The organism is Thainema salinarum CENA647 (assembly GCF_057732415.1).
The window spans coordinates 367,196-384,139 of sequence record NZ_JBYJZJ010000022.1 but is presented as its reverse complement, the minus strand read 5'-3'; the positions used below and the strand labels follow the sequence as shown (position 1 = coordinate 384,139).

Here is a 16,944-nt window from a genome sequence, read left to right as displayed (position 1 = left end):
GTGTAGCATTCAAAAATTTTTTGGCGTTTGCTGTGACTCAGACTACTTCTCTCTCCGTCGCTCTTGTTGAAAAAGAAACTCAACAACTCCTTGATTGGGCAGCTCGCATTACAGATGCATCAGAACTCACATATCTACAGCGATCGCAGATTTTAGCCCGCCGATTGGGCGCTCATTGGCAAGAAGAGACCGGACTGACCGAAATTGGGTTTTGGACACCAGAGTTAGCCGGGGAGGTTATCCAGTCTGATCGGCAAATTTATTTGGAGGTGCTTACCCCGCTCAATCCAATTGATTTCCGCCAGAAAGAACAAACGCTTAAGTTCCAGCGCGACTGCATTCGGCTACCGCTCCAGGGGGAATTTATCTGGGGCGTTGTCGAAGGAATGAAACCTGGACGACGCGATCAAGCCGGTTCGTTCTATTGGCTGCGGTTTGTGGATATTGAGAACCGCATGCATACTATCCGCGATCCCCTAGCTTATTCGGTGCCCTACGGTGTGTTTGGCCCCGCTGAACTCTACGATATGGATCGCCTACAGCAGGAACGCCCAGATTTGGATTACTTCCGCCAAACCGGGCTGTCAACGATGGTAGAAGACGCTGTTGAAAAAGCCATTGCTGGCAGCGCTGCCGACACCGCCACTGGCAATGGTGCAGCCGTTGTGGATCATCTAGAATCGGTCATGACCGAGGAGGAGATTCAGCAGCTGCCTCGGATTCCGTCTCCGACTAACATCCTGCAAATTCACGTCAATACTGCCTCTGAAGCTGGCACGTTAGAAGGTTTGACCGCCATTTATCAAGAAATCTCGGACAAACTCGCGGCAGGCAAAGAATTGACGGCTGATGAGATTCACTACGTCGGCTATGATGCAGTGCAGTTTTTGCCGCTGGAACCAACGATTGAATATCGCTTAGAGGACGTGAGCAACATTGCTCACGAGTTCTTTGCCATCGATGATCCCGATGGGCATGTTCAAGCGGGGATGGCCGAAGAATCAGAGGTTATGGATGTTACGCTGCGGAAGTCCAAGACGCAGAACTGGGGCTATGATGTGCCCATTTTGGCTTCATCGGCTACTAATCCTGCCATTATGGGCAGCTTGCGTCCGGATGAGCTAATTGATTTAACGGCGACGCTGCACAATTTTTCCCAAGGCCCAATTCAGGTCATTTACGACCTTGTCTATGGACACGCGGACAATCAATGTCTGGAACTGCTGGGTCGCCAATATCTCAAAGGCCCCAATATGTATGGGCAGGATCTCAACCACCAGCTGCCGGGTGTGCGAGCCATTTTGCTGGAAATGCAGCGGCGTAAAATCAACACCGGGGCCGATGGTATTCGCGTCGATGGCGGGCAAGATTTTCGCTACTTTAATCCGATGTCGGGCCGAGTCGAGCAGGATGATGCCTACCTGCTGGCCATGAGCGATGTCGTGCAGGACATCAACGGCTATCAGCGACTGCTCTTTACCATTTTTGAAGATGGCCGGCCTTGGCCAGAAGAAGGCTGGGAAGAAAAATCTACCTATCGCGAGCTGATTGAACTTAGACCAGAGTCCTATCAATGGGGCCCATTAATTTTTGCCCACAATACGCCCACACTCAGAGGATTTTGGGATCGCAAGTGGCGACGCGTTTGTGAAGTGATGTACCAAGGCGATCGCTGGATCACTGGCTGCGCCAACCACGACACGGTTCGACGCGGCAACCAAGTTGACACGGACAGTCCAGTCAACTGGAATTTAGGCTGCACCTTGCCGGATGTTTTGCGCAATGCCTATCAAAATCCGGCAACCTTGCTGTGGATCTATGGATTCAGTCCCGGTTTGCCGATGGATTTTCTCAACGCCAGCTTTCGTGCTCCCTGGGGATTCTTCCGTAACACCGACGATCGCTACGGGGTCAAGGTCGTTTCTGAAGAAGTCGGCTTCTTAGACTGGCAGGTTGAACCGGAGGTCTATCAGCGCCCCGAAACCTTTTCCCGAATTAAACAGCTTGGATTCAACAAGCTGGATGAGCTGAAGCAGTTTGCCAAAGCACTGCGCATTGCCATGATTGAAACGGATTATGATTTGGAAGCCGTCGCTGAAATGTGCCAACACTGCATTGGCGATGATCCCAGTAGCTGTGAGATGCCATCACTGGAAGAACTGGGTGATGATCCAGATCGGCCTGAGTTTTTGAGAAATCTGGATGTGCATCAGCTTAAGGAGTTTGCCATGGCCTTTATGGAAGATGGGCATGAACTCTGTAAGGTGTCTCATTATCGTCACGACGTAAACCCTCAGCACAGTGAATATGCACTGAGCCTGCGCCGCTACCGCCAAGCAAATCCGTGGCTAGGAGATAATCTTACGGGCCTGGATCGGTTTAATCGAATTAGTGACGATCAGCGTACAATCTTCTACGGTATGCGCACCGCTCCCCATCACAGCCATGATGAACAACCACAGAAGCAGGTGGTGTTTGTTGCACATATGGGCGGCGATCCAACTCCCGTTGCCCTGGCGGATTGGCTCCAGCTTGATCTGAGCGATTGGCAAGTGGCCCTGACGACGCCCAAGGTTGATGTTGATGACGCCTTAGCGACTCATCCAGAACATCCGGTATTTGAGCTGTGTGACGGTCAAGGTGTCTTGTTTGAACGAAACTTGGAGCCGAGTTAGTCGTCTCTAAAACAGACTCAAAACAGATCTAAAGCAGACACTCATCCCCAATTGGACAGATGCAACGGGGTTTGCAGCGAATTTGGCTGCAAAGTCCCGGAGTAGCAGGGATAGCGACTTGTTAAAAAGCAGCGTCAATATCTACCCAATTTAGGGTGAGTGAGCTACCCTAATTGAGTTCTCAGAAATGTGAAATGTGAGGCAGTTGTTTGCGGGTGATGGGTTCGAAATTGCGTTCTAGCCAACGACGGTTAAGCCGAGATGCCGGTCGAAAGCAGGTGCGATCGCGGCGACGATTGTGGCTGTCGTACTTGTTCATCGGAGTTGCGATCGCACTGTTAGGTTTTGGGATTAGACAAGCATCCGGTTTCAATATGCAGTCGCCGCAGGCCATTTTTGTCCTGGGAGGAGCCCCCGAACGAGAAAACTTTGCCGCACAGCTAGCTCAGCAGTATCCTGAGCTGGACGTTTGGGTTTCATCTGGCAGTAATCCAGAATATGCCGAATGGGTTTTTAGTGAAGCCCAGGTTGACCCAGAGCGCGTTCATCTTGATTACAGAGCCGTTGATACGGTCACAAATTTTACAACGCTGGTGGATACGTTTGAAGCACAAGACATCCAGCAGGTTTACTTGGTAACATCGGACTACCATATGCGTCGTGCTCGGATTATCGGTCAAATTGTATTTGGCAGCCGAGGGATTCAGTTTGAGCCTGTTCCCATACCGACGGGTGAACCATCTGAGAGCTTGGATGTGGCTGCGCGGGACGGGGCACGAGCACTGATGTGGGTGATGACAGGGAAAACGGGTTCGACCCTTCATCCGGCGCAGCGCTATTCGGCGCTAACGAAGGGCATATTTGATTGATCCTAGTAGATAATCCCAGTAGATAGAGGCCCGTCAGGTCAGATGTCGAAGGAAATCCTGCATTTAGGTGAACTGGTCGAGCAATGCCAAGCAAAAATTGTTGAACAATGGACAGAATCCGTTCAGCAGCATCGAGACATTGAAGCCGCTGATGAGTTGCCACCAATGGCAATTCGGGATCATGTGCCGTCCGTTTTAAGCGCGATCGCAGATTGCCTCAAGCAGTATGACTACAGTAATGTGGTTGAAGCTGTAGCCAGTGCCAGCCTAAGTCATGGCGTTTTAAGAGCCAAACAGGGATTTGATCCCACGGAGGTTGTACAGGAATATCGGCTGCTGCGCCAAGCCGTGATTCGAAACCTAGAGCCGTATTTGGAGAGCTTAACGCCGTCCCAGATTTTTTCGGGCATGAACGTGGTCAATGAAGTCGTTGATTTAGCGTTAACGAAATGCTTTGAGAGCTATGTTGAATCGCGTCTCCAAGAGCTAGAGCAGCTTAAGGAGCAGGTCAAACTGACGACTGGGGAACTCTCGCAGCTGGTTCACACCAGCCAAGAACAGGTTGCGTTCCTGGCGCATGAACTCAAGACTCCGCTGAACTCGATCATCGGCTACTCTGAGCTGTTACTGCGTCAGCAGCAGGGGGCACTGAGCCAATCCGTTGCGCTGGATAACCTTGATAGTTTGGAGCGGGTACTGCGGAATGGGCAGCGGTTACTGAAGCTGGTGAATCAGGTTTTAGAGTTTTCCTACTACGAAAACCAATCGGTTCAGTTAGACATTCAGTTGGTTCAGCCGCGCCAGCTGCTGCAAACGGTGGTTGAGACGTTAGAACCACTGGCCAGCAAGAAAGGACTGGACATTATCATAGACTGCGATCGCGCTCCCGAAACGGTGGAGACCGACTCGCTGAAGCTAGAGCAGGTGCTGATCAATCTCGGCAGCAACGCCATTCGCTATACCGAAAAGGGCCATGTGCAGCTGACGGCAGTCGCCGTTGCGGATCAGCAGTGGCAACTTGCGATCGCGGATACGGGAATCGGCATGGATACTGAAACGCAGAAAAAAATCTTTGAGCCGTTTTTCCGCGCCCAGTCGCCAGACGCACAGAAGAATTTGCTCTGGAAAGGCACGGGTTTAGGACTGGCAATCACGGCCAAGATTGTGGTTTTGCTCAAGGGAGAACTTGAAGTTGTCTCTAAACTGAATGACGGTTCCATATTTACCGTTCAGCTACCGACCGCCTATGGTTCGCTAGATAAAGCTGATATTGATTGAGACGCTCGCTGAGCAAGCATTTCATCAAATTTCAGTCTCTGGTTCCTCAAGGCACACCGCCACGCGGGCAAATTTCAGGCCAGTTACTCCTTGCAATGGCTCAACAGCACCTTGGGTGATCTTCTCGCCCACCCAGCCTTCCCGCTGCAGATAGCGCACGTATTGACGGTACTCTTCCCACTCTTCCGGCGTAGAGTAAACGATGGTCAACATGCCGGGTTGGGTAATGCGAGTGCGGGTTTCGGCATCCACCGCTTTATCGATGCGCTTCTTGACGATTTCATAACGCGTATCGCGCGTGCCGCGCACGTCGAACAGCCGCTCAGTCGTTTCGTCATGAATAATATCGACCGTACTCACCTGCACCAGCACCAAATGAGTAATTTCAAGCTGGGTTTGAAACCGCTGCTTCAACGTAAACGACACCCGCGCGCAGTCACAGACGGCCCGCAACTGCTCATAGCGCAAGCTGCGTAAATGGAAGGGCTTGAAGGTCGGATCAATCGATTCCCCGACATAAATCATGTGGTCAATACCGTCGGTCGTCTCAATATCACAGTAGTGCTTGACCACCCGCTGCATTTTCTCCTGCCAAGCCATCCAGGTATCGCGCAGCAGGCCGTTGATTTGCTGGATGATTTGGTCGTAGGCTTGACGAGCCTGGTAGACGCAGCCGTGGTCATTGTCACAAGCCGCTTCGTAGGCTTCCACTGCCGCCAATGCCTGGGGGCTACACTGCCGGAAGTAGGCAAAATGCTTTTCTAAATGTTGCTCTAGATAGCGAGTCAGCGTCACCTCAGCATCAACGGTGACCCCCTCGTGTAGCTGCGCGATATGCTCGTCTAAATCCTGCTTGAGCTGCTGTCCTAAAGCAGTTTCCGTACTGTCACAAACCGCATTGATGATGTCAATGCCCAGCTGAAACTGGTGCAGCAAGTCGGTTTGAATCGCTCGATTGCGCTCATTAGACGATCCCCGAATATCCGAAATGCCGTAGAGAGGGTAGACATCATTGAACACTATTGTTTCCGGCGGCAGTCCCCAACTGCGGCGTTCCGCTTCTTGGACAAACCGCCACTCGACAGCGGGGTGAATTTTGGTAAACCGCCGCTGGATAGCGTGACGCAGAGCTGCTGTCAGTGCCGGAATGAGCGTCGCCGCATTGCGGCAGTCCACGCTGTCAAAATGGTACGCCTGCTGACTGGTCAAGCCCACAACGCCGATCAGCTTACTCTGTGCTGCTGATGTTTCGAGCATGGATTGAACCACTAAGGGAATGATCAACAGCGATCGCACTCCCTTATCCTGAATAAACTGCTCGCATTTCGTGGGACAGTCCGCCTGCAAATTGGGAATATTCAGCACCTGCGCCGCTTCTGCCGCCGTGAAGAAGTGAGATCCTTGCAGTTCCGCCATTGGAAATGCGGTGGCATCGTCTTGGAGATTTTCTAGCCCAATGATCAGACGGGCCTGATCATTTTCGGCACTGAGGATGAAGCTGTTATCGGCCCGGAAAAGGGTGCGTACAAACTTGTTAACCCGATGCATCTTGCGCGGTTGCAGCACCGATTCTCGATCAATCAAAAGCTGAATCAGGCTATGGATCGTTTGCCGCTCGGTGACTTCCACTCCTTCCAGCAGCAGCACGCCCTCCACCTGGTAGCGCTCTAGATCAAGCCGATCTACCAGAGCTTGAACCTGTTCCGGGGCCAGCAGTTGGCCAATCAGCTCTGAGCGGCTGGACTGTGCCGTAACGCCTAAGTCATTAAACTCGTCCGAGAGTGGATCAGACAGCTTCACCCGCATGCGATCGCTGCGTAGACGCAGCTCTAACTGCACCGTCTGCTCTTTGGTGGGGGACAGATTAACCAGCAGCGTGTCATTCAACAAACGCTCAAATTCGGGTGATTGAATATGATAGTACTGCTGTAGAACAGCATAGAGAACATGGCGACGATACAGTTGCTGGAAGGCTTCCCGTTCAGCGGTTGAGAGCAGTTCCAGCAAGTTCCAGGCCGAAGTCGTCGAATCCACAGTCGAATCTGGATCAGCTTGCTTAGCCAGTAACGGCGCAATGATTTGCTGAAGATGATTATTAACGGAGCGAACTTGAAAGGTTTTCAGATCAATCACAGCCATCAGCAAATGGCTATGATCGTTAAAATGAGACAGCCAGCCTAAATCCTGATAATGCTCTTTCAGTGCCGCCAAGTCAGCCGTCGTTTGTTCGTCTAGCGCTCCTTGATGAGCAAGTTTATCCCGCAGGCGTTCCAAGATCGCGTCAACGGCAATATCATAGGCAGCATCCTGATCGTACCCATTGAGATTGTGAACCGGAACAACCTGTGACGATCGATGCGATGGCACAAATGATGACGTGGACATGGGTTGACCCCCTTGAAACGCAGGTTGGCATGGAACTCCTAAGCTAGTCTGTACCCTAGAGGGCTGTAGGGAACGAAGAAACGGTATTTTGTATAGCTTAACCAAACCCTTTAGAATAAATGAAGAAGTCATATAAATTCCTTGACAATGGATGCCGTTGATATCAAGCCAATCCAAGCTCGCTGATATTAAGCTTTCATTGTGGAATACCTGCGCTGACTGAAATCTTTGTTCTTCATGCAGATGCGTATGCAAATGCGATCGCACACGGATCTGCAACCACGTCACTTATCCAGACGTGACAATTTCTCCGCGTGAGCTACGGAGCAAATTACAGGGCAGTTAGCGGCAGGTTTTGTTGTCTTAGAGTTAACGCGTTTGGCCTATATCCATGTTTGATGCGCTTGCTGATCGGTTAGAAGACGCCTGGAAAAAGTTACGAGGTCAAGACAAGATCTCGGAGTCGAATATTCAAGAAGCACTGAGGGAAGTGCGGCGAGCACTGCTAGAAGCGGATGCCAACTTCCAGGTTGTCAAAGAATTTGTTGCAGAAGTTCAGGAGAAGGCCAAAGGCGCAGAAGTCATTTCGGGCGTGCGGCCTGACCAACAGTTCATCAAGATTGTTCATGAAGAACTGGTTGAGGTGATGGGGGAAACCAACGTTCCCCTGGCCCATGCCGATACAGCGCCCACGATTGTGCTGATGGCGGGTCTGCAAGGTACGGGTAAAACGACCGCTTCCGCAAAGCTGGCCCTGCACCTGCGCAAGCAAGACCGCAATGCGCTGCTGGTGGCAACAGACGTTTATCGACCCGCTGCGATCGATCAGCTGATCACCCTCGGTAAGCAAATCGATACGCCTGTATTTGAACTAGGTTCAGACGCCAACCCGGTTGAGATTGCCAAGCAGGGTGTCGCCTACGCCAAAGAGCAGGGAATTGACACCGTCATCATTGATACCGCTGGTCGTCTGCAAATTGACCAGGACATGATGGCCGAACTGGCCGAAGTTAAAAAAGCGGTGCAGCCGGATGAAGTGCTGCTAGTGGTAGACGCGATGACGGGTCAGGAAGCAGCCAACCTCACCCGCACGTTCCATGACGAAATTGGCATTACGGGTGCCATCCTAACTAAGTTAGACGGTGACTCGCGCGGTGGTGCGGCGTTATCGGTACGGCGAATTTCGGGACAGCCGATCAAGTTTGTCGGTATGGGCGAAAAGGTGGAAGCGCTCCAGCCGTTCTATCCCGACCGGATGGCCTCCCGCATCTTGGGGATGGGTGACGTTCTCACCCTGGTGGAAAAGGCACAGGAAGAAGTTGATCTGGCTGATGCCGAACAGATGCAGGAAAAAATCCTGTCGGCTCAGTTTGACTTCACGGACTTCCTGAAGCAGATGCGCCTGCTGAAAAATATGGGTTCTCTGGGAGGCATCATGAAGATGATTCCCGGTATGAACAAGATTTCTAGCGATCAGCTAGAGCAGGGCGAATCGCAGCTCAAGCGGGCGGAAGCGATGATCAACTCTATGACGATGGAAGAGCGGCGCAATCCCGATTTGCTGTCCAACTCTCCCAGTCGCCGACGTCGGATTGCCAAAGGTGCAGGCTTTAAAGATAACGATGTCGGCAAGCTGGTCAGTGATTTTCAAAGAATGCGATCGCTGATGCAGCAAATGGGCCAAGGGCGCATGGGCTTCCCTGGCATGGGTGGTTTTCCCGGCATGGGTGGCGGCGGAATGCCTGGTATGGGCATGCCCGGTATGGGCGGGGGTGGCCCCCAACCCGGCTGGCGGGATTACGGTGGTGGCGGTCAGTCCAAAAAGAAAAAGAAGGGCAAGAAAAAGAAAGGGTTTGGTCAGTTATAAGTAGCTGCCTGTGAAGTCCAGTTGTGTAAGGCGCGATAAATGACGGCTCACGATTTTAGCTAGCGTAAATCACCCAAATATCACCCTCAGGTGGCCATGTAAAAAACTGGCACACCTGCAATGATTAACAGTGTCAAGGTGTTGGAGATCACAAATTATTTGTGGTTTATGACACTTTGAGGAGGTGATGAGACGTCGTAATCACTACTCCTGAAACCCGATGCGTTTCCCCGGTTTCCTTTGGAATCGGGGTTTTTCTTTCGTTTTCTAGTCCTGATAGACAAAGTCCAGCGCTACGCGCTGAAGTAAAATCAATATATTTTGTGAAAGCCGCGCTGAGCACAGCTTTCACAAAATATTGGTTCTAACCGATAGGCGTAGTGCCATAAAATAGCAGTCTGAAGCGAATCGCAGGCAAACCAGAATATGGTCACTTGGCAAGCTGACTTCTATCGTCGTCCATTACAGACAGCAGACAATCAGCCCCTCTGGGAGTTGTTCATCTGTGATGCGGCAGGACATATTATTCACCAAGCGCAATGTCCCCAGTCGCAGGCCAGTGGTGCCTGGTTGGAGGGCGAGATTAAAACTGCGATCGCAACTCACGCTGCACCGGACGGCATCCAAGTTTTTCGGCCTCAAAGCGTATCGCTGCTAAAAACCGCCTGTGCGCCCTTGGGTATTGAAGTAGATGCCACCCGCCGCACTCCCGCCCTTAAACGCTTGCTTGTCCAACAGGCCGCTGACTATCAGCCCCAAACAAAAACCAACGGCTACGTCTATCTGCCCCTCGCGCTCGACCGTCCCCCACCGACTCCCCTGCCGGAAAATCTCTGGGGTGACCAGTGGCGCTTTGCTGCGATTGCGGCTCAAGATTTAGAGCAGTCGTTTGCTCATGAGCCAATCCCGTTTCTGCACTTGCCAGCAGAGATTAAACCCATCCAACTGGGACTGCCCAGCACCAGCCTAATTCCGGGCATCATCGTCTACGGCGGTCGGCAATCCTGGCGCTTGGCTGAATGGCTCCAGCGAGCCAAGCCTGTGGAACTGCACTATATTCCTGGCGAACCGGATGGCTTGATTCTGGAAGCGGGTCTCGTCGAACGCTGGATTTTAGCCACTTTTGACGATGCCGATGTCAAAGCCGCCGCTCGCACCTTTGCCCAACGCCAGCCAGCCGCTCAAGGACTCCACTTCTTACTCATCCAACCCGACGACTCCGGCATGACCTACACCGGATTGTGGCTGCTGCAACAGCAAAACGACACCGAAATTAGCCAGGATAATAGATAGAAGCCACAGCTTTCTACACCAGGTATCGACTCCTCAACCTAGCGCGTTACGATTACTCCCCCTGCCCCCTTTTTGCCCAAGCCCTCGACTCCCCAATTCGGTGCATTACGCTTCGCTTTAGCGTAGCCATACCCGAAGGGTTATACACACCCTACTGACTCCCTTGACTCCCTTTACAGCTTTACCGCCTTACCTTCCTACCCCCTACCCATCCACCCATCTACCCCAAACTCCCATCCACCCCCAAACCCATGTCCCACCCCATCTTCCACCTCGCCTTCCCCGTCACCAACTTAGACGACACCCGCAAATTCTATATAGACGGCCTCGGCTGTGAACCTGGGCGCGAAGGGCCAGGTTCACTCATCCTTAATCTGCAAGGCCACCAGCTTGTCGCTCACGTGGCCCATGAACCGCTAGAGCCGCAGAGAGGCATTTATCCCCGGCATTTTGGCCTCGTCTTTCCTGAAGAAGCGGATTGGGAAGCGCTGCTCGAACGGGCTCAGAAGCATGAACTCACGTTTTATCAGCAGCCAAAACTGCGGTTTCCCGGCTTACCGCTGGAGCACCGCACGTTTTTCCTAGTTGACCCTTTTCATAACCTGCTGGAGTTCAAGTTCTACCGTCACGCCAGCGCTATCTTTGGTGAAGTGGCCTATGCGCAGGTCGGTGATACGTAGCGCAATGGTTCGTCGAGTAAAGTTGCGATCGCATCCAAGCAGCGGGGATCGCGAATCATCCAGGAATGCAGCAGCACGGGAAAGGTCAGTTCTTGTCCCACCGGCAGTTGCGAACTATGGGCCGGCACAATCATCAGGTCAAACGGCGTCCACAGGGACGTGAAGTTGAGCCGATGTAGCCGACTTAAATCCTGATTCAGGGCTTGCAGAAAAGGACTGCCGGGACGCATTTGATAGCAGCCAAGATTCCAGCGACCATAGGCAACCAGCGATCCTTGATGCGGCGACGAGATCGTGATTAATCGCTGAACGCGATCGCAGTGATCAATCTGCTGGACATAGTAGCGACTCACAATTCCCCCCATACTGAAGCCAATCAGGTCAATGGGTTGATGAGGTGCAAAGGTCTGATTGACATAGCGATCAACCTGAGCCGCTAATTCATCAAGCCCCAAATCTCCGTTGCTAGGCCATAAACTCAGCCCGTGGACGTGGCGGCCCTGCTGCCGCAGCATCTGCATCAGCGGCTCAAGTACGGTAGCTGTATCATCAATACCAGGCACTAGCACAACTGGATTAGGTGCTGCGGAACGGTTTACGGTTGACTGATTGCTCATGGCAGCGGATGGCATAGAGTAGTATCAATTTTCTCATTTCTGCAAGATTCCTTCATGATGCAGCGCGTCAATGTGATTTGGGCTGTCATGCAGGTCACTTTGCTAACTGTTCACTGGATCTTCTAGACGGATGAGCCACTGTTAACTGAAGTCACGATGTAGGGCTAGGGATGGGTACCCATCAGCGCTCTTGTGATAGCCTTTCAGTAGGCTGGGCAAGATGTGGTTTTGAGTAACGCATTGTCAATAAATGTGTAGAAGTGTTGCTTCCGTCCACATGAGAAATTCATAATCGTTTTAGATTTTTCTATAGCGCTCTAGATGGATAGGGCCATATCGCGGCTGTTACGTTGCATCGAGCAATGTACATTAAGCTGAGTCTACTTTGCTTACGCTTACTATGCCTGATGAGGATGAAACGTATCAGGCCGGGATGTGACAGTAGTCGTAATGCACGAGTTAAGTCGATAGCGAGAGATGCCGCTATTCATGTAGGGTTGTCACTAGATTTGTTCATTTCAGCGAAACATAGACTTGGGAGTCACTGGGCTAATGGGTTTTATTAAAAAGATATTTGGCGCTATTTTCGGACTAATCTCTTCCTTGTTGAAGGTAGTCGGAGTCGGTAAGAAGTCTGAGTATTTCTTGGAAATTGACGAGTCGCAGGCGAATCGGTCTTCCAATCAGGCTCAGCCTGCGGAAAACCAGGCTCAGTCTGCCAACACAGAAGAAGTGGCTAGCCAACCCGCATCGGCTGCGATCGCAACCGCAACTGAGTCTCCAAACGGCAGTCAGCCAAGCCCTCAGCCAGCTGCGCAGGCAAACGCCCAGGCAACGGCTGACCAAAATGAGCCGATCGCTGTACTGACTCAAAATGGTGCAACTCCTCAGCCCATGCCAGTAGCGGCAGCAACCGCATCAAAGTCTGATACGACCTTCGCTCCAGAGTATCTGAATCCAGCCAAGAACCAAACCCGCCGTCGCCGTCCGGGTGCCAACATGGGTTCCTTTATGTCAATGGCTAAGAATGTTAAGGTGTCTGGTTCGTAGTTATACCTTGTCCCGAAAACCCACAAAAGAAGCCGAGAGCGTCAGCTTAGCTGACGCTCTCGGCTTCTTTTGTGGGTTTTGATCTTACCGCATGGCGCTAGAGAGCGATCGCAGTTGGGGCATGAGCTGGCGGAAGGCGACGCCGCGATGACTGTGAACGTGCTTCTGTTCGGGCGTCATTTCAGCAAAGGTACAGCCTTGTGTGGGCATATAGAAAATCGGATCGTAACCAAATCCGCCCTGACCACTAGGCCGACGAAGGATCTCACCGTAGCAGATGCCGTTAGTTTCCAGCAGGATGGTGCCGTCGGGACGGGCCAGTGCGATCGCGCAAATAAACTGAGCAGACCGCTGCTCGGTATCGCCCAGTTCAGTCAGTAATCGCTGAATCCGATCGGTATCAGACTTACCATAACGAGCCGAGTAGAGGCCAGGTGCGCCACCTAGAGCATCCACAGCGAGGCCAGAATCATCTGCGATCGCCCATTGCTGAGTGGCCCGAGCGACTTGGGACGCTTTGAGTCGAGCGTTTTCAATAAACGTGCTGCCCGTTTCTTCCACATCGATTTCGTCTGGTTTCAGCACCAAGTTCCAGCCCAGTTCTCCCAGATAAGCCTGCATTTCACCCAGTTTGCCTGGATTTCCAGTTGCAACCACAATTGACGGCATCGTTGCCTTCACTCCCCTTCTAAATCCACCTATTGACTAAGCAATCGATTTCGCCCACTGCTCTGCCCATTTCAGCGTTTGATGGACAGTTTTCATATCTTTAGCTTCACAGTAGAGCCGCAAGACGGGTTCCGTGCCGCTAAAGCGGATCAGCAGCCAACTGTCATCTGCCAAGCGAAACTTATACCCGTCAATCGTTAAACAGTCCGTGACCGCTTTGCCGGATATCACCTTCAGCGGTTCCGTCTCCAGCGATTCAATCAGTTTGGCGCGCACATCCATGCTGGCCAGGGGTAAATCAATCCGGTCATATTCCGAATGAAAGCCTACCTGATCTTGTAAACGTTTGTAGATATCGCTGAGATCTTCACCCGATTTCAGCACCGCTTCTAACACGTACAGCGCCGACAATAAGGCATCCCGTTCTGGAATGTGATGCCCGTAGCCGACTCCACCGGATTCTTCGCCACCGATTAGCACATGGGCCTCCGTCATCCGGTCAGCAATGTACTTGTAGCCAATTGGCGTTTGGTGTAGGTCTAACCCGTAGTGTTTCGCAATCTGGGGAATCAGATCAGACCCGCTGATCGTTTTGACCACTTCACCGTGATAGTCCCGTCGCGTAGACAAATGCTCAATCAGTACCGGAATTAAGATCTGCGAGCTGAGAAACGTGCCGTTGCCATCGACCGCAGCAATGCGATCGCTATCACCATCAAAAACGAGTCCCACGACTAGCTCATTATCTGCTTTTTCATAGGTACGAATCGTTTCCAGAAATTTGCCCAGATATTTGGGCAAGGGTTCCGGTGCGCCTCCTTCAAACAGTGGATCTGAATCTCCATGTAGCTCATGGACGGTCGTATCTAGCAGCTTAGCCAGTCCACCTGCGGCTGCCCCGTGCATGACATCGGCAAAGACCGTGAGCTTTTGCGATGATATTGCAGCTTGAATTCCTGCAATATCAACCCTGGAGCGCAGCGCATTGCAGTAGCTCGGCCAAGGGTCAAACGTCTGGAGAGAACCGGGCGTTGTCGGTTCTACGGGTACGTCCAGCCGCTCTTCAATTTTTTGCGTCACTTCCGGCGGCACCGATCCACCCAAGGCGCTTTTTACCTTAAAGCCAGAATAGGCGGCAGGATTATGACTGGCCGTAATCACGACTGCACCCAAGGCTCCCAGATCCTTAGCGGCCCAGCTAAAAGCTGGCGTTGGCGCAAACTGATCGGCCAGCATTACATCGAAACCAGCCGCTTGAATCGCTTCTGCTGCCGTCTGAGCAAACTCAGGTGAGAGAAAGCGACGGTCATAACCGACGACAATCGTGCGGCTACCCGTCATTTCACCATAAACCTGGGCCAGCACTTCTGCTGCGATCGGAGCAACGTGGGCGACACGCGCAAACGTAAAGTCCGCCGCAATTACGCCCCGCCAACCATCTGTACCGAATTTGATCTCTTTTTGAGCCAGGGTTGCAAATGAGGTTGGAGCCGCCATAGTGTTCTTAGATAGATTTACTAAATATGTGTACTAATATGTGCGCGTTACTGCGTATGTGCTTACTGCAACTGGTATATCACGATTATTTAATGGACAGGCAATAGATAAAAGAGACAGAAGCGATCTTTGAGCATAAATTCACCCATAATCGGCAAACCGGAGTTAATTGGCTTTTATCTCAAGCGCTTGCCCTGTCACTTCTACTGACTCGCTGAGCGCCTGACCGGAAAGTTGTGGTTGCAATTTGACACTGCGGATCAATTAAGCATCAACTTTATTTCAAGTTTATGAAATACTGGCGCGAAACTTGGGCAATCGCCCATCGCATTTTACTCGAACTCCTGCGACGGCGACGGAGCCTACTGTTTTGGATCATTTTCCCGGTCATCGTTCTGATCCTAAATGGCCTGATTATCGAAGAGCGATCGCAACTGACCCGAGCTGCCGCATTTGAACTTGCGGCTCCCTCATCACTGGTCGGTGCAGCCTTCTTTTTTAGCTGCTTGGGCGGCAGCGTGGCTACGGTTGTCTCAGAGCGAGAGCAGCAAACTCTCAAACGCCTCTTTCTCTCTCCCCTTAGCGGCCTATCCTATTTTCTGGGCATTTTTATCGCCCATAGTGTGATTGGGTTGGGTCAAACCCTGCTGGTCTATGCGATCTCACTTAGCCTCGGCGCAAACTTCAATGGCTCAGTCCTGTTGGGCGCAGTCATTATTCTTTTGAGTATCGTGGCCTATGTCGGCTCTGGGTTTATCCTCGGTACGCAACTGGCTCGCCGCACCGAAGATGTTAATGCCCTGGTTGCCGCCTTTGGTGTACCGCTGCTGATTCTCGGCGGCGCGTTTCTGCCAGCTAGCCTGTTTCCAGAATCGCTGCTGCGAATTGCCCGCTGGAACCCGATCTATCACATGAATGAAGCGTTACTCGGCGTTTCTGCCGCTGGTGATGGTCTAGATGTCGTCGGTGAACATGTCGGCTTTTTGGCCGCATTTGCGATCGCAGTTACAATCCTCGGCTGGCTCTCCTATCGCCGAATGCTCGCCGTAGAACGGCAGCTATAGCTGTTCACCCGTCGTAGATACCATCACCGGATCACCTGATGGTGGATGTCGCCCAATCTCTCGATCTGCCGCTCGGATATCTAATATGCGATCGCGGTTTAGTGCCAACGCTATAACCGTTGTCCGCCCAATTGCAGTTAGCCCCAAAACTAAGCTGCCATCAGCAGACCAAATAAAATGCTCTGACCAAGCCTGTTGCCTAGGATTAAAGAGTTCTGTTTCCTGGTTCGATTGTGGATCGATTGCTGTGAGCCGATTGGTCTTTCTACGATTGCAGTGAAAGCATGCTAAGGCCAAATTTTCAAACTCATCTGTGCCTCCAAGTGACAACGGCACAACATGATCAACCGTAAATCGCACATATTGCCATTTTTCTGACGCGTGGCAATACTCGCAAAGGTAACCAGCACGCTGACGCACCTGTATCTGGATTGATTCAGAAATTCGTTTGCGAGAAGACACAACTAGAGCTGCTGAGACTGGCTGAGAAATAAATTACGTAGAGTACGATTCACAAAACTTAGATAGTCATCCATTTCTTCGTAGCAATCAAGTTCTTCTTCTTCTTCTGCACTTAAAGATGCCATCTGTTGCTTAGCCAGTAGTGCTTCGACGGTATTCTGCACGGTGCTGGATGCTCGAAAGACAGGAATGCCCTCTTCTAGTTCAATTCGCACAGCGCCCTCAATCGGCAGACTCATTGGTAACTGTTTCAGTTTTGGTGGCAGAAACATAATCGTTACAAATCTGAAAGACCTTACTGGCAGTATAGGCTGATTCCGAGGCAATGGAATTGCCTACAACACTCCACCCTTTTGTCTTACAAAAATCCAGTCTCAGACACAGAACCATGTAGAACTGCATACGCGTGAGTCTTCCATTCTGTATTCGACACGAATCTTGGGCTGCGTTACATAACAATCAAGATAAATTCTGCTAGTTATGTAACAGTTTGGTTAAAAGTAATCAGTTATGCAATTTAATCGATTATTGTATAAGA

Annotated in this window: 14 protein-coding genes; 8 read left to right on the top strand and 6 right to left on the bottom strand. The window is 51.5% G+C overall.

Annotated elements, in window-relative coordinates; translation table 11 throughout:
- Positions 1–32 precede the first annotated feature (32 nt).
- The 3 genes from gghA (at position 33) to AC286M_RS08550 (ending at position 4,822) form a co-directional block, all read left to right on the top strand.
- Positions 33–2,675 carry a glucosylglycerol hydrolase gene (gene gghA / locus AC286M_RS08560; RefSeq protein ID WP_488203972.1) on the top strand — a complete coding sequence of 881 codons (2,643 nt, stop codon included), beginning with the start codon at positions 33–35 and terminating at the stop codon, positions 2,673–2,675.
- 218 nt (positions 2,676–2,893) lie between these two features.
- Entirely contained in the window at positions 2,894–3,544 is a 651-nt protein-coding gene (locus AC286M_RS08555) for a YdcF family protein (protein WP_488203971.1), read from the top strand.
- 42 nt (positions 3,545–3,586) lie between these two features.
- Positions 3,587–4,822 carry a sensor histidine kinase gene (locus tag AC286M_RS08550; RefSeq protein ID WP_488203970.1) on the top strand — a complete coding sequence of 412 codons (1,236 nt, stop codon included), beginning with the start codon at positions 3,587–3,589 and terminating at the stop codon, positions 4,820–4,822.
- A 24-nt stretch (positions 4,823–4,846) separates the two neighbouring features.
- Here the strand turns inward: AC286M_RS08550 and AC286M_RS08545 are convergent, their stop codons facing one another.
- On the bottom strand, positions 4,847–6,370 hold the full coding sequence (locus AC286M_RS08545) for a GAF domain-containing protein (RefSeq protein WP_488208823.1): 1,524 nt from the start codon (positions 6,368–6,370) through the stop codon (positions 4,847–4,849).
- A gap of 1,228 nt (positions 6,371–7,598) precedes the next feature.
- Between AC286M_RS08545 and ffh the strand changes: the two genes are divergently transcribed.
- From ffh to AC286M_RS08530, 3 genes are all read left to right on the top strand, one after another.
- Positions 7,599–9,074, top strand: coding sequence for a signal recognition particle protein (gene ffh, locus AC286M_RS08540; protein ID WP_488203969.1), 1,476 nt, complete (start codon positions 7,599–7,601; stop codon positions 9,072–9,074).
- Between the two features lie 426 nt (positions 9,075–9,500).
- A complete protein-coding gene (locus tag AC286M_RS08535) occupies positions 9,501–10,367 on the top strand; it encodes a Tab2/Atab2 family RNA-binding protein (RefSeq protein ID WP_488203968.1) in 867 nt (288 codons plus the stop codon).
- A 251-nt stretch (positions 10,368–10,618) separates the two neighbouring features.
- On the top strand, positions 10,619–11,047 hold the full coding sequence (locus AC286M_RS08530; RefSeq protein ID WP_488203967.1) for a VOC family protein: 429 nt from the start codon (positions 10,619–10,621) through the stop codon (positions 11,045–11,047).
- Here AC286M_RS08530 and AC286M_RS08525 read toward each other — a convergent pair.
- Positions 11,023–11,679 (bottom strand): esterase/lipase family protein, encoded by a 657-nt coding sequence (locus AC286M_RS08525; protein ID WP_488203966.1) that lies wholly within the window; start codon positions 11,677–11,679, stop codon positions 11,023–11,025. The two genes, AC286M_RS08530 and AC286M_RS08525, sit on opposite strands and share 25 nt — an antisense overlap.
- A gap of 588 nt (positions 11,680–12,267) precedes the next feature.
- On the opposite strand from AC286M_RS08525, the gene AC286M_RS08520 reads away from it, so the two are divergent.
- The gene (locus tag AC286M_RS08520) at positions 12,268–12,714 is read left to right on the top strand and encodes a hypothetical protein (RefSeq protein ID WP_488203965.1); all 447 of its coding nucleotides are present in this window, start codon (positions 12,268–12,270) and stop codon (positions 12,712–12,714) included.
- An 84-nt stretch (positions 12,715–12,798) separates the two neighbouring features.
- Here the strand turns inward: AC286M_RS08520 and rdgB are convergent, their stop codons facing one another.
- Positions 12,799–13,383 (bottom strand): RdgB/HAM1 family non-canonical purine NTP pyrophosphatase, encoded by a 585-nt coding sequence (gene rdgB / locus AC286M_RS08515; RefSeq protein WP_488203964.1) that lies wholly within the window; start codon positions 13,381–13,383, stop codon positions 12,799–12,801.
- A gap of 36 nt (positions 13,384–13,419) precedes the next feature.
- On the bottom strand, positions 13,420–14,880 hold the full coding sequence (locus tag AC286M_RS08510) for a phosphoglucomutase/phosphomannomutase family protein (RefSeq protein WP_488203963.1): 1,461 nt from the start codon (positions 14,878–14,880) through the stop codon (positions 13,420–13,422).
- A 290-nt stretch (positions 14,881–15,170) separates the two neighbouring features.
- On the opposite strand from AC286M_RS08510, the gene AC286M_RS08505 reads away from it, so the two are divergent.
- Entirely contained in the window at positions 15,171–15,944 is a 774-nt protein-coding gene (locus AC286M_RS08505; protein ID WP_488203962.1) for an ABC transporter permease, read from the top strand.
- Here the strand turns inward: AC286M_RS08505 and AC286M_RS08500 are convergent.
- Positions 15,939–16,406, bottom strand: coding sequence for an HNH endonuclease (locus AC286M_RS08500; RefSeq protein ID WP_488203961.1), 468 nt, complete (start codon positions 16,404–16,406; stop codon positions 15,939–15,941). The genes AC286M_RS08505 and AC286M_RS08500 overlap by 6 nt on opposite strands.
- Positions 16,407–16,408: 2 nt before the next feature.
- Positions 16,409–16,678, bottom strand: coding sequence for a hypothetical protein (locus AC286M_RS08495; RefSeq protein WP_488203960.1), 270 nt, complete (start codon positions 16,676–16,678; stop codon positions 16,409–16,411).
- Between the last annotated feature and the right edge of the window lie 266 nt (positions 16,679–16,944).